This window comes from Streptomyces sp. CA-146814 (genome assembly GCF_050942385.1).
GTDB lineage: Bacteria > Actinomycetota > Actinomycetes > Streptomycetales > Streptomycetaceae > Streptomyces.
This window is the reverse complement of record NZ_CP192068.1, coordinates 1-15,542: the sequence shown is the minus strand read 5'-3', so window position 1 is coordinate 15,542 and position 15,542 is coordinate 1. Positions and strand designations below refer to the sequence as shown.

Genomic DNA, 15,542 nt, shown 5'->3' with positions numbered 1-15,542 from the left:
ATTCTGAGAGCGCTCTCAGAATTGGTCTGGGGCCCCCACTGTTCCACTTGCGGATCCAACCCGATGAGGAGGACGAGCATGCCCGTTCCCTGGAGAAGCCTCGCTTCACTGACCGCCGCGCTGGCGCTGGCCGCCGGTCTGACCACCGCCGTCGGCCAGAGGGCCGCGGAGGCGGCGGTGCCCGCGACCATCCCGCTGACGCTCACGAACGATTCGGGCCGCGGTGATCAGGTCTACGTCTACAACCTGGGAACGGAGCTGTCGACGGGCCGTCAGGGCTGGGCCGACGCGAGCGGCAGGTTCCATCCGTGGCCGGCCGGAGGCAACCCGCCCACCCCTGCGCCGGACGCGTCGATCGCCGGGCCGCGCAATGGGCAGTCGATGACGATCCGGATGCCGAAGTTCTCCGGCCGGGTCTACTTCTCGTACGGTCAGAAGCTGGTCTTCAAGGTCACCACCGGTGGTCTGGTCCAGCCGGCGGTCCAGAACCCGAGCGACCCGAACAGGAACATCCTGTTCAACTGGACCGAGTACACGCTCAACGACGCGGGCCTGTGGATCAACAGCACGCAGGTCGACATGTTCTCCGCTCCGTACTCCGTCGGCGTCAAGGCGCCCGGCGGCGCCGTCAAGTCCACCGGCCGCCTCAAGCCGGGCGGCTACAACGCGGTCTTCACCTCGCTCAGGAACCAGCCCGGCGGCTGGGCCGGCCTCATCCAGACCAGGCCTGACGGAACGGTCCTGCGCGCGCTGTCTCCGGGCCACGGCGTCGGCGCGGGTGTGCTGCCGACGGGCATCCTGAACGACTACGTCAACCGGGTCTGGAGCCGCTACAGCACCTCCACGCTGACGGTGGCCCCGTTCGCGCACGAGCCGAGCACCAGGTATTACGGCCGGGTCTCGGGGAACGTCATGAACTTCACCAACAGTGCGGGCGCGGTCGTGACGTCGTTCCAGAAGCCGGACTCGGACAGCGTCTTCGGCTGCTACAAGCACCTGGACGCCCCGAACGATCTGGTACGGGGCCCGATCTCGCGCACCCTGTGCGCGGGCTTCAACCGCTCCACCCTGCTGAACGGCACGAACCACCCCGACAACAACGCGGCGAACTTCTACAAGGACGCCGTGACCAACCACTACTCCCGCTTCATCCACGCGCAGATGGTGGACGGCAGGGCGTACGGCTTCGCCTTCGACGACGTGGGCGCCCACGAGTCGCTCGTCCACGACGGCAACCCGCAGGAGGCCCGGATCACCCTGGACCGTTTCAGCTGACCAGCTCCCGGCTCTCGGGCTCCGGACCACCATGCCGTCTGCGTGCCGCCTCGGCCGGTACGCAGACGGCGTCCAGATCGTCCTCGACACGGCGGGGGAGGGCCCCGACGCATCACTCGCCGTGCTGCTCGGCCTTCTTGGTGACCGGTCGGCGGACGTTTCGTGATCGCGCCCTGAAGGCGTGGGGGCGGCGTTGCGCGGGGCGGATCGGGTTCGGTCTTGTTGCTGGAGCGGTGCCCCTGAGCCTGCCGGACTCGCTGCACGGGTCACCGCCCTGGCCCCGGCTCGGCTCTTCCGCACACCTGCCGCTGCGCGACACCCCGCATACCGGCCGCCGCGGCCTCCACGCTGCTCGGCGGAGTCTCCGTACCTGCCGTCGCCGCCCAACTCCGCTCCTGGACATCCGGCAGACCGCAGGGGGTTAAAACAGGGGATAAATCTGTAGGTGGGTCTGTTAGGTTCTGAGGTATGCCGACGCAGGATGAGCTGTTCGATGCGGTGGATGCGTTGCTGGCGGGGGAGCCGGTGATGCCGTCTCCGTCGGAGCGGGCGCGGTTGCGTGAGGCGGCCGGGATCACGCAGGCGCGCCTCGCGCAGGTCTTGGAGACGAGCACGCAGACGGTGAAGAACTGGGAGGCGGGCCGTAGCGAACCGCGGCCTCCGCGCCGCGCCGCCTACCAGCGCCTGCTGGAGGGATGGGCACAGAAGTACCCAGCCCCGTCCCCGTCCCCGTCCCCAGCCCCGTCCCCAGCCCCGTCCCCGGCCCCGGACACGGCCCCGGACACTGCCCCGGCCCGTGCCTCGGACACGGCCACGCCCCCGGACACAGCCTCGGTTCCGCCTCCGGCGGCCGGCGCCGAGCCGGCCGAGAAGCCCCCGCCACGCACGTCCGTACCCGGCCCGCCGGCCACGGCTCGCCCGGCCGCCGCACCGCCGCGCCTCCACCCACACAACGCCACCCGGACGGCCCCCCCGCCCACGGCCGCCACTGACCCCCGGTTCGAGAACGGGCCGCTGGCCGTCATCGACGTCGACGACCACGGCCAGGCCCTCGCTTACGGTGTCGGCGGTCTGATCCTGGACGTGCCCGCCAGGACGCTGCCCTCACTGGTGGAATGGACACTGGCAGAGGCCAGACTCGGTGCACCACGCCTGACCGGCCCGGGCAGGGACGCCGACCCGCTGCTCGTCCTCACCCGGCCCGCGCTCGAACGCTTCGGCCTGCCCGCCGAGCTCAGTGACGAGGAACGCCTGGCCGGGCGCCTGCCGAACACCCACAAGACGATCACCCAACTGACCCGGGCCCGGTGGCAGCTCACCAGGCGCGGTCTCGGCCCCTGGGCACGGATCTACCGCCCCGCCCAGGGCGGCCGCCGCTCCTGCGTCCAACTCTGCATCCCGTCCTGGAACGCGCTCGATGCCCGCAGCTGGGGCCACGCCGCCCACCTCCCTCCCGCCGAACTCGCCACCGTCCTCGGCACGTACGCCACCCGGGTCATCACCCCACGAGGATCGACCGCGGTGACCGGCCTGGAGCTGATGACCGCCCTCCACCCGCCCACCCGCGCCTCCGCCCCGGACGGGACAGGAACACGGCACAGCGAACACAACCCCGGCTCCCTGGGCAGGGAACCGATGGACCCACCGCCGTGCGAGGCGACCGACGGCCACCCCGTCCTCGCCCACCTGCCCCGCTTCCACATCCGGACCCCGGCCGAGAAACTCTTCGAGGAGGCCTACGACTGGGCGCGCCCGCTCACCGATGACGAATGCATGCGACGCCATCTCGTCGGCATCGACGTGAACATGGCCTTCGCCGCCGCCGCCAACGGCGCGGTCGTCGGCCTCGCCACCCCGCCCGTCCACGTCACCCACCCCACCTTCGACGCGAAGACGCCGGGCTCCTGGCTGGTCGACCTCTCCCACGTCGACCTGTCCCGTGTGAAGGTCGGCAAGCAGTGGCACACTCTCGACGGCGACCTGCTGCCCAGCCCCTTCACCCCGACCGGACAGCGCCCCGAGGGACCCGCCTGGTACGCGACCCCGACCCTCGCCTACGCCACCGAAATCGGCTACGACGTCGCCCCCACCGAAGCCTTCATCCGCACCGAACCGGGCCGCTACCTCGACAGCTGGTACAAACGACTGCGCGACGCCTACGTGTCGACGATGGCCGACCTCGGCGTCACCGACAACCTGACACCACAACAACTGCCCACCGCGATGCACGGCTACAAGCAGCGCGACCCGCAGGCGGCGATCGTCCTGGACGCGATCAAGTCCACGGTGAAGAACGGCATCGGGAAGTTCCAGGAAAAGGCACGCGGCCAGGGCTGGCGGCCCGGGCAGCCCTGGCCGGCCCTCACCCGCCCGACCTGGCGCCCGGACATCCGCGCCACCGTGATCTCCCGCGCCCGGGTAGGCATGCACCGCAAGATGGTGGCACTGGCCGCCGCCACCGGCCGCTACCCGGTCGCCGTCCTCTCCGACTGCGCCGTCTACGCCGCCGACGGACCCTCACCCCTGGACGTCCTGCCCTACGACGACGCAGGAAAGACGGTCCCCGGCTCGTTCCGGCTCGGACTGTCTCCCGGCATGGTCAAACACGAAGGCACCCAGACCACCCTGTGGGCCGAAGAGCTCCGCGAACGAACCCACACCCCGGAACTCAACCTGGCCCGCTACATCAAGACCGGCGACCTCACCACCGCCGACACCAGGGAATAGGGCACCGAAGATGACCAACTCGGTCGGCGAGGGACTCGACAACGCACTGGAACAGGCCATCACACGCCCAGCACCCAAAAGCGCCGGCGCACAGATGCGCTACCTGGTCAAACAGCTCAAAGGAACCAAGGCCACCGCCCAGGCCCTCGGCATCTCCCAGCGCACCGTCGAGCGGTACGTCAGGAACCAGCTCAAAAAACCGCGCCCCCACCTCGCCGCCCGGCTGACCGGCGAAGTGAAAAAACGATGGCAACCCCGAGTAAAAGCGCAGGCGAAAAAAACCGCCGGCACCAGCACCGGCCTTGTCATCGACATCCAAGGCCGCCTCGGCTACAGCGCACCCATCGGCACCACGGACGAAGCCCGCGAACGCCACCTCACCGTGGCACTGCCACCGCCCTACGCCCACCGCCTGTTCACCGCACAGGACCAGGGCGCCACCGAGTGCCAACTCCAGCAGATCGCCGCCGAAGGACTCAAGGAAACCTACTTCCAAAACCACGGCGCCCGAGCCGGAACCCTGGAGGAAGTACGCCTCTTCGACCTCCAGCACATCGAGTTCGGCCTCTGACCGCCACACAACCAGAGCACGCAGGCGGCCCGGCCGCACCGCCGAGCACCGACACCACGCCACACACCGCGTCCCGTCGGCGCACGCCGCGCCGGCCCCGTACGCGGACAACGCCACCGCCCTCATGGCACGCGTCGCCCGAAGAACTCGGCCCGACCCGCTTCCCGGGCGGGAGCCGGACCACGCGGGAAGGCGTGCCCAGCGCGCCGACCGTCCGCCTGAAGTCCCGACGGATCTTCCGCAGATCCCGGTGCAGTCCCAACCGCATGACGTCACTCGCCAAGGGCCGTCCTCACACCGGAGCTGCAACGCTGAAGAACCTCAGTGACGAAGTTCGCAGACCGGTCGCAGGCAGCGGACAGGCCGCCGGCCGCCGGAAAGACCTTCCGGCGGCCGACGGCCCGTCGAAGGGCTGGACAACGGCGGCACCCTTCCCTGCAGGTCCCTGTCAGGACTCGCAGGGAAGACCGCCGATACGGGCGGTGTACGCCGCGGAGACCCAGCGGTTGGTGCCCACCTTGCGGAAGCCGTTGGTGGTGGACACCTCCGCGAGGATCGTGGCGCCGTTGGCGTAGGACCAGACGACCGAGTAACCGGTGCCGGGACCGCTGCGGATCTGCAGACCGCCGTTGGCGTTGACCTTGTAGTAGCACCGGGTGGCGAGCGCACCGGCCGGCGCGAGCTCCACGACCGCGCCCGTCGCGCGGGCGGGCGCGGCGGCCTGGGCCGTGAGACCGCCGCCGAGGAGCGCGGCGGCGGACAGGGCCGCCACGGCCGCCGTGCGGACGGCGGAGCGACGCGGTGACATGGTGCGGCGTGCTGGTAAGCCGGGGCGGAACTGGCGGCCGGTGCGCAGGTCGGGCACGAAGGCGTCCAGGACGACGCGGCGGAAGCGCCGGCGCTGGGCGGGGGTGAGGTGCTGGAGGTCGGCGGTGAAGCGGGGGAGGGTCTCGAAGGTGGGCACGGTGGTCTCCTCCGGGCAGCACGACGAAGCCCCCGTCGGTTGCCGGGGGCTGGGTAGGCGGTGCTTCCTTGGCGGTGCTCGTCCTTGGCGCATGGTGATGCTCAGCGGTGCTTGCTGGTGTCGTTCGGGTCGTTCTGTGCGTGCTGCCGGAGAGCGATGACATTCACGTCCGGCCCGGAGCCGCTTCCCGTCCGGCGGGCACCTGAGAAGAAAGTCAGGCCGCTGCTCCCGCCTGGCGGGAAGCCGGGCTGATCGGCCTTTTCTTGCAGGTCAGTGCCGTGTGGCGTGGTCTGCATGACAGTCGATATCAGGATCGTCCGGGCCGGTCAGATGTACCGCTACTACCTGCGCGAGACCGTCGTCGGCGACGGCCGCCGCCCGGCCCGCACGCCGCTGCGCGCCGCCCAGGAGCAAGCCGGGGTCCCGGTCGGGCGCTGGACGGGCCGGGGACTTGCCGCCCTCGGACTTGCGCCGGGTGAGGAGGTCACCGAGGCGCAGCTGCGGAACCTGTTCGGCGAGCGCGGCCGCCACCCGGACGCGGACCGGATCGAGGCCGACCGGCTCGCCGCGGGTGACTCGGAGAAGCAGGCGTTCAAGGCCGGCGCCCTCGGACGCCGGGTGACGGTCACGGGCGTGGACTTCGTGTTCCGGCCGCAGCCGACGATCTACCTCCTGTGGGCCTTCGGGGACGAGGAGACGCGGCGGGTGATCGAGGCCGCGCACGAGTACGCGATCGAGCGGGTGCTGGAGTGGATCGAGGACGAGGTCGCGGTGATCCGGTACGGCAAGGACGGCATCTACCGGGTCCGGCCGCCCGGCGGTCTGGTCGCCGCGCGCTTCCGCCACTACGAGGCGCGCTCCGGACGGCCGCTGCTCCATGACCATCTGCTGCTGTCGGTGAAGGGGCAGCGTCTGGACGGGAAGTGGGGCTCGATCCACACCACGGCCCTGCACGAGAACACCGTGGCCGCCTCCGCGCTCTACAACGAGCTGGTGGCCGCGGAGGTCTGCGAGGCGTTGGGGCTGGCGACCGAGCCGCGCATCGTCACCCCGGGGCGTCGGCCGGTGATGGAGATCGCCGGGGTGCCGCACGAACTGATCCGCTGGACCTCCCGGCGTAGCGACCAGATCGCCGCCTGCCTGACCGAGCTGGAGCACGAGTACGTCACCGCCGTCGACGACGACGGCGAGCCGCGGTTCCTGCCCGTGGTCTCCGAACGCGCCCGCGCCAAGCTGAACACCATCGCCGCCCGCAAGACCCGCCCGCCCAAGCAGTCGGCCCGGCCGCTCGCGCAACTGCGCGCGTGGTGGAAGGCGAGCGCGATCCTCACCTCGGGTGTCGCTGCCGACGTCATCACCTCCCTCCTCGAGTACGCCCGTGCCGGGGCTGCGGCGATTCGGGCCCGGGTCGCCGCTGTGGTCGACGTCGCCCTGGCGGCCGTCGACGTCGCCGCGACGGTGTTCGTGATGAACGAGGGCGGGCGCTTCCACCGTCGGCACCTGCTCGCCGAAGCCCGCCGCCACCTCGCCCTTGTCCTGCGCGGCCGCCGCCGCGACCCCGGCCTGGACGACCAGGTGGTGGCCGCCGCCATCTCCACCCACTGCCTGGACATCAGCGAGCCGAAGACGATCCGCGGCCTGGAGGCCGGCTACCGCCTCTACACCGCCCGGTGGGCCCTGTCCGACCTCCCCGCCCGCCGCCACCCACCCGGCCCCGCGCCCCACCCGGACCGGCAACCCCCGGCCGATCCCGGTGAGCCGGCTGCACCCCGGCCTAGGGGGCAGGACGCGGGGGAGTGGGAGATCCCCCGCGTCCCGCTTCAGTACGAGCGCGCCGTCCTCGCTGGCGCGGTGCTCCGCGAGCAGATGCGCGCCACCACCGCCACTGCCGTGCGGGGCCGGGCGTACGACGTCGTCGCCCACCAGCAGGCGGCGATGCCCGAGCAGCTGCTCGCACCCGAGCCGGCCGACCCCGAGCACGACGACCAGGAGCCGAAGGCCGGTCGCGAGGAAGCGATCGACCTGACGGCGCTGCGGGCCCTGCGAGACTCCCGCACGGACGTGGAAGCCCTCGATCTCACCGCCGACCGACTGCGCCGCCTCCAGGAGGTGGCCACCACGATGGCCGACGACGCCCGCGCCGACCGCGTCCTCGCGGACCGCACCGCCGCACAGGCCGACGCCGACGCGGTGCGCCCGCACGACCAGCAGGCGCACCGCCCACAACAACCCGGACCGCACCGCGGCCGGGAGGCCGGCCACTGAGTGGACCCGATGGCGCGCACCCGGTGCGGTGGTGCGCACCGACGACGCCCCGCCCCCACTCCACCGAGTGGAGTCCACCGTCCGGGAGTGGACGCCACCGTGCTCGGCAGCCACCTCACCGAGTGGAGCCCACCGGGTGGAAGTGGACGCCATCGACGGGAGCAGGGCCGCGCCTCCACCCGGTGCGTTTCTCCTTGACCTCGGCTCAGGTCAAGGAGAAACGCACCGCCTCCACCGTCTCCACCCGGGCCCACTCCACCGCACCACCGTCCACTCGGTACGCACCACTCCCGCGCGCCGGCCGCACCGGTGCGCGCACCGCCCACAGAGTGGAGCGCACCGGATGGACGGTGGTGCGCATCGTGGTGCGCACCGGATGGGCGTACCACCGCACCAGTGCGCACCGGGTGGGTGCGCTCCACCACACCGGTGCGCTCCCACCCGGTGCTGAGGTGCGGAGGTGCGGTTAGAGGTGCGCACCCGGTGCGGAGTGCACCGCGTGCGCCAGCGTCAGGTGCTCGTCGCGCATCGCCTCCAGGGTGGCGCAGGTGTCTCCGTGGTCGTCGGGGTCGGGGATCACGTTCTGGACGAAGCGGATGATGCTGCGGGCGATGCCGAGCACCGCCGTGGTGGGGGAGTCCCGCGCCCAGTCCCGCAGCGCGGACAGCAGGACGCACCCGACCTCGTCCAGCACGAAGGAGTCCGCGCACAGGTCGACGGCCTCCCCGTCCACGGCCGTGACGGGCCAGATGATGTCCTCGGCGAGCCGCAGCAGGATGAACGCCAGCTCCGGGGTCGCCTCCACCCGACCAGCGGCGTAGGTACCGCCGCCCGTCTGCAGCGCCAGGAGGTAGTCGAAGCCCTGCTCCACCTGCTCGGGCGTCAGCGGCGTACGGGTCGGGATCAGGTACGGCATGAACCTCTCCTCACGATGACCGCCGTGCGACTCACGGCGTCGTCCCAGCAGGGTCGGCCCGCCAGCCTGTGGACAGAGACCAGAGATTTCTCCCCCCGAGCCGAACCCGGCGAATCGGGTCTGCAAGGGCCAAACCGGGCTCCCTTGTCCAGAGTGGTCGGGCCGACCACGAACCCGACCGCACCCCCTTGTCCACCTCTGCTACCGCCCCGCCCACCGTCGTGTTTCTCCTTGACCTGGCCACGGTTAGACCGCGGACAAGGGGGTCCCCTGCACGCTGCTCCCTCGATCCCCGCCCACCAGGGCGGCCCGAAGCGAAGGAGCCACTGCGATGACCACGCACCGACCCCCGGCAGGCGCCCGGCGCGCCCGCCCCGACCACGGGCCCGACCAGCAGCGGGCAAGCCGTCCCGGCCTCCTACGGTGCGCACTTGGGAGGCCACTGTGGAACCCACTTTGGTGCCCGGCACCGAGCTGGACGGAGAAAGCCCAGGTCAGCGCGCAAATTCGGCCGCGCGCCGCGTTGTCACAACCCTCTTATCTACTCCTGAACTCTGAAGTGATGTCCGTAGAGGAGGAGATCATCGGGTTCCGGGGCCGGGGGCCCTTGGCGGCCGGGCGCGGCCGACGCTCGGCAAGTGGCCGCGCGTGCCAGACGACGGGGAAGGAGCGCAGCTGATGGCGGTCAAGCGTGAGGAGAACCCGGCGGGGTCATCGAACAACCTGCGCGGCGACGCGCTGCGCGTGCTCGGAGTGCTGAAGGTCGCCACGGTCGAACAGATCCAGCAGATCTCAGCCCCGCACCTGAGCTACCGTCACACCGACAAGCCGACCCCGTCGAAGCGGAAGCAGGCCCGCACCGCCTCCCACACGGGCGCGCTGTCCGATCTGCGCAAGCACGGCCTGGCGGAGAACGGCGGGCAGCTCCCGGGCGGGGACAGGCTGCGCAACCTCACCCCGATGGGATTGAAGGCCGCCGCGCGCGAGCTGGGGCGGCCGGTGGGGGAGATGGGCGACCCGGCCCGGGGCGCCGGGCGCACGGGCGCCTCCCACCCGATGGCGGTCAACGAAGCTGTGCTCGCTCTGCTGCGCCCGAAGCCGGACCTGTCCGAGCTCGCCAGCGAGCCGGCCGACGTCTTCGCCGCCGCGCAGGCCGCCTTCGACGCGCCCGCCGGGTTGGGCACCATCGCCTCGTACGCGACCGAGGTGGCGCTGCCCGCGACGGGCACATGGGCCAACCCGGGCAAGGGCGGCGCCCAGGCGGACATCGTCATCACCGCGCCCGAGGACGGGGTGCCGCTGCTGTTCGTGGAGATCGACAACTGCTTCGAGTCCGCGCAGGTCCTCGCCGCGAAGATCGACAAGTACATGCGGTTCTGCCAGCGGAAGGTGAAGGACACCGGCGGCAAGGAGCGGCCGATGTGGCGCACCCGCTGGTGGGTACCCGACGGCCGCCACAGCGACCAGCCGCACCCGCCGCTGCTGCTCGTCTTCAACCGGATCGGCCCGCGCAACCCCAACACCGTCATCGCGCAGTTGGCCGAGCTGACCGAGCGGCACTGGAAGGGCACCTGGTACGACGCCGGCTTCCACATGTACGACGGCAAGCTGCCCATCGTGGTCACCGGCATGAAGCAGCTCCAGGAGCACGGCCCGGCCGGGGCGGTCTTCCGGCGCTTCGGCCGACGGCAGAACCAGACCCTCCTGGAGGCGATCGGCAATCCGCGCCGTGAAGCCCATGACGCCCGCAAGCAGGCCGAGTACGCAGCTCGCCAGCGGGAGCACAAGGAGGAGCTGCGCCGCATCGCCGCACAGCACAGGGCGGAGAAAGAGGCCCGTCGTCCCGTGTGCGCCGACTGCGGTACCCGGTTCACCGACGAACGGTGGAAAGCCGTCGAGCCCTCCGGATGGGGCGCCCCGCGCGAGACCCACCCGAACCTGTGCGACGACTGCAAGCAGAAGACCGCCGCCGTCAGCCCAGCGGCTGGCACGCAGGAGCGCCAGGAGCCGGCACGCGGCGAGGCCGGGTCGGGCGACTTCTGGCCCGCCCCCGAGCGCCCCGTCTGCACCGAGTGCGGTGCCGCGTTCACCGACGAACGATGGAAGGCGACCAAGCCCGTCGGCTGGACTGCTTCCCCAGCGAAGCACCCGTCGCTGTGCGGGGACTGCGACCAGCAGTACGAGGCCGACTTGGACCGGACCTGGGGCGTGAGCCCCCGGCAGGAGGAGCACGACCAGGAGCAGGAGCCGGCCGTGCCCGAGCAGAAGGCAAGCGGCTGGCTGTCGCGCCTGCGCCGCTGAGCCGGGCCGACTCGCCCAGCCGATCGGCCCGGGGCACGCTGGGAGGCGTGAGCAGCGCACCGATCGTCGTGCACCGGCCCTCCAGCTCGGGCGGCCGGAGGGTCACCGTGCACAGCGGCGGCCAGGACGAGATCCTCGGTACCGCCTACAGCGACCACGACCTGGTCGTGTTCCTCGAGGGCGTCGGCGTCACCGACCGAGGCCATCTGGGACGACCCGCAGTGGGTGGAGTGGCGCGGCGGCCAGGCCCACGAGTTCCACGCTGCTTGACGGAGGCGGCGGGCCGGGCGCACATGCTGCGCCCGGCCCGCCGCCGGTCAGCCGATCAGCTTGTGCAGCACGGGGACGCTGAGCCCGAAGGAACCCAAGCCCGCGGCGACGGCTGTGGGCACGGACTTGTCGTGGAGGAACATGAGGCCGCCCATGACGAGGCCGATGATGACGGCCGCCAGGAACACCACGGCGGCGTGCACCGACAGCAGCGGTGTCTCCGACGGCGTCCCTGCGCCGGCCGGGGCGGGCGGTTCGGGGCGGGCGGGTATGGGGGAGCGCGGGTGCGGGTCCCGAGGCATCGGGAGTCTCCTACGAGGCGGAGGAACAGAGACGGCGGACACCTGTGGTGGTGTCGTCCGCGTGGGGGTGACGCGCGCCTCGCGGTCGGCGGTCCTGCTGCGGCTCTCAGGAGAGCGTCCCTGTGGGGCTTCGGCCCGGCCCAGGGTGGGCGTGTTCAGCGTAGCGGCGATCGGCGCGGGTGTTGCCCCGGGTGTCTGGCGGGTGGTCATCGGTACTGCCTCCGGCGTGAGTTCGACATGGCGGGCGGGACAGTGGCAGGGCGCAGGTGCTTGCGTCTCGTCCTGGCGGGCACGGCTCTTTCACCCCGTAGGGCCGGAAGCCGGGGCCCGGACAGCAGTGACCGGGAGAAGAGATCCCAGGGCATGACGAAGGCCCGGACACCTGGTCCGGGCCTTGCGCTGTCGATGGGGGTCTAGGGGGTCGACTGCCCATAAGGCAGTCAGTGACCTTGCGTCTACTCGTGCTCTCCTTGGCGGCGGTTGGCGACCCAGTCCGGATCGCGTACGGGCGTCGGCGCTCGGGTCTCGGTGGTTGGGGCGCGCATGATGCGCCAGCTGGTGCGCGGTGCGGTGACGGCGTGGGTCAGAACGACGACGGCCTGGCGGGCAGCGCCGCCCCGGACCCACGTTCCGGTGAAGCGGACCTGATCGGCCGCCCAGTCGCCCAGCCGCTGCCACGGGCGCAGCCGCCCGAGCAGGTAGCCGGCCGTGAGCGTGGCGGCCGCGGTGACGACGATGCCCACCATCAGGACCACCGCATCCCGATCGCGGACAGCAGCTCCATCCGCTCCGGCGTCAGCGTCGCCGCCCGGGAGCGCTGGTTCCCGATCCAGGCACCCAGCTTGTGCTCCCGCTCCTCCTGGTCCTCGCCGACGATCCGCTCGACCCACTTCCTGGGGACCTGGAGGTGCCCCTCGCGCTCGTAGAACTGCTTGGCGGCCGCGTAGTTCATCGCCCACTTGTCGGCCTGCGTACGGCGCGGCGGCGGCTTCTCGTCCTCGGTCGCGGGTTCGATGCCGAGGACCTGCTCGCACATCCACTGCTGCACGGTGGTGAGCTGGTCCCAGCCGAGCCGGACCGACTGCACCCACCGCCCGAGATCCTCGCCCTGGCGCACAACGTCGCCCGCCTCGGTGGGCAGCGCCTCACCGGCGTCCAGGTGCATCCGCACCAGGTGAAAGCACCGCTGCCACGTCACCGGCCACGACGGACACCAGGACGCGTCGATCTCCTCCAGCTGCTCGCGCCGCTCGTCCGACAGCGCACCGGCCGACGACTCCACGGGCAGCCCCTCGGCACGCCGCAGCTCGTTCTCCTGCGCCTTGCGGGCGGCGGCCCGCGCGTTCTTCAGAAAGGTGCCCACCCGGTACCCCTGGTAGGTGGCGTCGAGCGGGGCCAGGAGGTGGCCGTGTTCGGCTGCCCACCCGCGCGCAGCGGACAGGCCCTCCTCCCACGCGACGTCGTAGTGGCTCCAGATCATGCCGAGCTTCTCCAGCTGCGTGACGCGGTCCTCGTCCATGTCGTCGCGGGCGTAGAACCGGCGCGTGTCGGCGGTCCACTGCCCCAGCGGGAACCCGGCGAGCGAGGCCGGCCACCCCTCGCCTTCCGCCTCCTGGTGGTCGACGGCGGGCACGCGGAATGTGAACGGCACCTTCAAGTCGCCGTGCTCGCGGACGTAGATGACGGCGGCCTCAACGCCACGCCGCCAGTGCTCGTGTTCGGGGTTGAGGACGCGCAGGTTGATGAACGCGGCGAGGGCGGCCGGGTCGCGGGGCGTAGAGAACTTCAGCAGGGCCTTGGCGGGGGCGCTGACGCCTCCGGAGCCCTCGCCGCTCCCGCCCGTGCTCTTCCCGCTGTCGTCCTTGCTGACGGGCTTGTAGCGGCTCGGGGCCTGCTGCTCCGCGAGGGTCTCCACGATCCGCGCGTCGTGCGCCCGCAGCGCCTCCAGCAGCTTGGCCAGCCCGCCGAACGCCCGGCTCGTCAGCATGTTGTCCGCCGTCTCGCCCGGCCCGAGCAGCACCGGCACCACGAGCGAGGCCACCTTGCCTTCGCCCGGCTGCATCCGCAGCGCCCGGCCGACGGCCTGGACCAGGTCCGGCATCGAGCCGCGTACGTCGGCCCAGTAGACGGAGTCGCAGTGCTTGGTGTCGACGCCCTCGCCCAGGACCTTCACCGAGCAGAGGAAGCACTTCTCCACCACGGTGCCGTCCGTGGCGATCCCGGCCGCGAACTCCCCGAGGAGCCGACGGCGGTGGAGCGGCTTGTGGTCGCCGCACAGCCAGTCCGCCCAGATCGTCTTCGGATACAGCTCCGGGTCGCTGGCGTGCAGCTGCGCGGCGACGTCGGGGAGGCCGGCCGCGAACGCTTCGGCCTCGCGGACCTGGTGGTGGAACACGAGCGTGCGGCGGAAGCCCTCCTCGGCCGAAGCCTTCACCAGGGCGGTCTGCAGGGCGGCGAGTCGGGCCCCGCGGACCTCTGCCGAGCGGCCTTCGGCGCCCAGGAGCTGCGCGGCCTGAAGGGCGGTGTCGGTGACGTCCACGCATACGACCTGGTAGGGGGCACAGATTCCCCGGTCGATCGCCTCCGAGAGGGTCAGGGTGAAGCAGCGGCTGCCAAAGGGGCCCTCGGGGTCGTCTTCCATGCTCGCCACCAGCTCGCCCGGGGCGCCGGCCTCGTCCTCGTCCCCGAGCTGCCACAGCCGGGGCGTGGCCGTCATGTACAGGCGGCGCAGGGACGGGATCTTCTGGTTGTCGTGGACGACCGCCCACGGCTTCCCGATCCGGCCCGAAACGCGGTGGGCCTCGTCCACCACGATCAGGTCCCAGGCCGCGAGGCCCCCGGCGTGCGCCCGCTCCAGCGTGCCCAGACCGAGGCTGGCGTACGTGGCGTACACGGTCACCTTCTCCAGGCCCCGCGCCCACTCCACCAGCTCGTCCACGTCCGTGGTGTTAGGGAAGGACACCTCCTCACCCCGAAGCGAGGACACACCGATCATCGGGCCCCGGCGGCCCCCCTCGCGCCACGCGGCCTCGGTCTGGGCGAGCAGATCCAGCGAGGGCACGAGCACCAGCACACGGCCCGCGTGGAGCTCCTCCGCGCTGCGGACCGCCACCCGGGTCTTCCCGGACCCGGTCGCCATGATCACCTGCGTTCGAAGCCCCCGTTCGGGCACAAGTGATCTTGCAGGCAATTCGAGGGCGCGCACGACCGCGTCAATGGCTTCTCGCTGGGCTGCCTCGCGCTGATCAGCGCGGTCTGTGCTCGACATATCGCCTGCCTTCTCCTGGGGTGCCGTCCGGTCGATGCGAGCGGCGGGAAACGGGAAACCTGCACGTAGAGGAGCCACAAGGGCTACGGTTGGACTGACGCGATCGGCTGGTTGATCCGCCCCACCGGAACACCGGTAAGGCGGCCGGGTGGATCTCGATAACCCTCCGGAGCGGTCCGGTGTGGTGTGCTCTGAGTCCAGAGTCTATCTCGCTTGCAGAAATGAAGCACAAAGAATGCCGAGATTCCTCCGAACGTGGCTGAAAGCTGTTAGCCTTGCCTTATCGCCAGCCAATCCGGGACCTTGACGCCCCCTCAGCCTCACCCCTTTTCGCGGGTGGCCGGCCCCCGAACCTCCGTCACTCGCCCGACTACCTGTCACCCCTCCCTCCTCTTGCTGCCGCTCGGGCCGTAAGGCCCGTGGGTGGGCCGCGCGGAGCTTGGCACGCCTGGCTGGTAGGGGAGCGGGACCCGCGCCCCGAGTGGCTGGAGCGCAGCGGAGGCCACGGGTCGGCCGGAGGCCGGCCCCGGCCCGCAACGCGGGCCGGATGCCCTGCGGTTGGGTGGCGGGCGCGGAGCGCGTGCCGCCCGGCGGTGAGCGGAGCGAGCCGCATCCGCTCACGCGGAGCGTGAGCGGCCGGGGAGCGCAGCGACCCGGCTCGCTGTGACGGGCGCAGCCCGGAG

General features: G+C 71.5%; 11 protein-coding genes and 2 pseudogenes. 7 read left to right on the top strand and 6 right to left on the bottom strand.

Annotated features, from left to right (window positions below):
- Positions 1 to 78 precede the first annotated feature (78 nt).
- From ACQP09_RS00065 to ACQP09_RS00050, 4 genes and pseudogenes are all read left to right on the top strand, one after another.
- Positions 79 to 1,275, top strand: coding sequence for a glycoside hydrolase family 64 protein (locus ACQP09_RS00065; RefSeq protein WP_433394878.1), 1,197 nt, complete (start codon positions 79 to 81; stop codon positions 1,273 to 1,275).
- A gap of 468 nt (positions 1,276 to 1,743) precedes the next feature.
- On the top strand, positions 1,744 to 4,002 hold the full coding sequence (gene tap, locus ACQP09_RS00060; protein WP_433394877.1) for a telomere-associated protein Tap: 2,259 nt from the start codon (positions 1,744 to 1,746) through the stop codon (positions 4,000 to 4,002).
- Between the two features lie 10 nt (positions 4,003 to 4,012).
- A complete protein-coding gene (gene tpg, locus ACQP09_RS00055; RefSeq protein ID WP_433394875.1) occupies positions 4,013 to 4,573 on the top strand; it encodes a telomere-protecting terminal protein Tpg in 561 nt (186 codons plus the stop codon).
- A 215-nt stretch (positions 4,574 to 4,788) separates the two neighbouring features.
- Positions 4,789 to 4,888: pseudogene (locus ACQP09_RS00050) on the top strand (IS5/IS1182 family transposase); the annotation flags it as partial.
- 133 nt (positions 4,889 to 5,021) lie between these two features.
- Here the strand turns inward: ACQP09_RS00050 and ACQP09_RS00045 are convergent.
- The gene (locus ACQP09_RS00045; protein ID WP_433394873.1) at positions 5,022 to 5,537 is read right to left on the bottom strand and encodes a hypothetical protein; all 516 of its coding nucleotides are present in this window, start codon (positions 5,535 to 5,537) and stop codon (positions 5,022 to 5,024) included.
- A gap of 294 nt (positions 5,538 to 5,831) precedes the next feature.
- On the opposite strand from ACQP09_RS00045, the gene mobF reads away from it, so the two are divergent.
- The gene (gene mobF, locus ACQP09_RS00040; RefSeq protein WP_433394871.1) at positions 5,832 to 7,802 is read left to right on the top strand and encodes a MobF family relaxase; all 1,971 of its coding nucleotides are present in this window, start codon (positions 5,832 to 5,834) and stop codon (positions 7,800 to 7,802) included.
- A 205-nt stretch (positions 7,803 to 8,007) separates the two neighbouring features.
- Here mobF and ACQP09_RS00035 read toward each other — a convergent pair whose 3' ends face one another.
- Both ACQP09_RS00035 and ACQP09_RS00030 read right to left on the bottom strand, forming a co-directional pair.
- Complete coding sequence (locus tag ACQP09_RS00035; protein ID WP_433394869.1) at positions 8,008 to 8,175, bottom strand: hypothetical protein; 168 nt, start codon at positions 8,173 to 8,175, stop codon at positions 8,008 to 8,010.
- 93 nt (positions 8,176 to 8,268) lie between these two features.
- The gene (locus ACQP09_RS00030; protein ID WP_433394868.1) at positions 8,269 to 8,718 is read right to left on the bottom strand and encodes a hypothetical protein; all 450 of its coding nucleotides are present in this window, start codon (positions 8,716 to 8,718) and stop codon (positions 8,269 to 8,271) included.
- 678 nt (positions 8,719 to 9,396) lie between these two features.
- On the opposite strand from ACQP09_RS00030, the gene ACQP09_RS00025 reads away from it, so the two are divergent.
- Both ACQP09_RS00025 and ACQP09_RS00020 read left to right on the top strand, forming a co-directional pair.
- A complete protein-coding gene (locus tag ACQP09_RS00025; RefSeq protein ID WP_433394867.1) occupies positions 9,397 to 11,019 on the top strand; it encodes a replication-relaxation family protein in 1,623 nt (540 codons plus the stop codon).
- A gap of 47 nt (positions 11,020 to 11,066) precedes the next feature.
- Positions 11,067 to 11,289, top strand: a pseudogene (locus ACQP09_RS00020) (hypothetical protein).
- A 47-nt stretch (positions 11,290 to 11,336) separates the two neighbouring features.
- Here ACQP09_RS00020 and ACQP09_RS00015 read toward each other — a convergent pair.
- The 3 genes from ACQP09_RS00015 to ACQP09_RS00005 all read right to left on the bottom strand — a co-directional run bounded on the left by ACQP09_RS00015 (position 11,337) and on the right by ACQP09_RS00005 (position 14,859).
- Positions 11,337 to 11,591, bottom strand: a complete 255-nt coding sequence (locus tag ACQP09_RS00015; RefSeq protein WP_229900745.1) for a hypothetical protein — start codon at positions 11,589 to 11,591, stop codon at positions 11,337 to 11,339.
- Positions 11,592 to 12,046: 455 nt separating this feature from the next.
- A complete protein-coding gene (locus ACQP09_RS00010) occupies positions 12,047 to 12,337 on the bottom strand; it encodes a hypothetical protein (protein ID WP_433394865.1) in 291 nt (96 codons plus the stop codon).
- Positions 12,337 to 14,859, bottom strand: coding sequence for a Helicase associated domain protein (locus ACQP09_RS00005; RefSeq protein WP_433394864.1), 2,523 nt, complete (start codon positions 14,857 to 14,859; stop codon positions 12,337 to 12,339). The genes ACQP09_RS00010 and ACQP09_RS00005 overlap by 1 nt, the downstream gene beginning before the upstream one ends.
- Between the last annotated feature and the right edge of the window lie 683 nt (positions 14,860 to 15,542).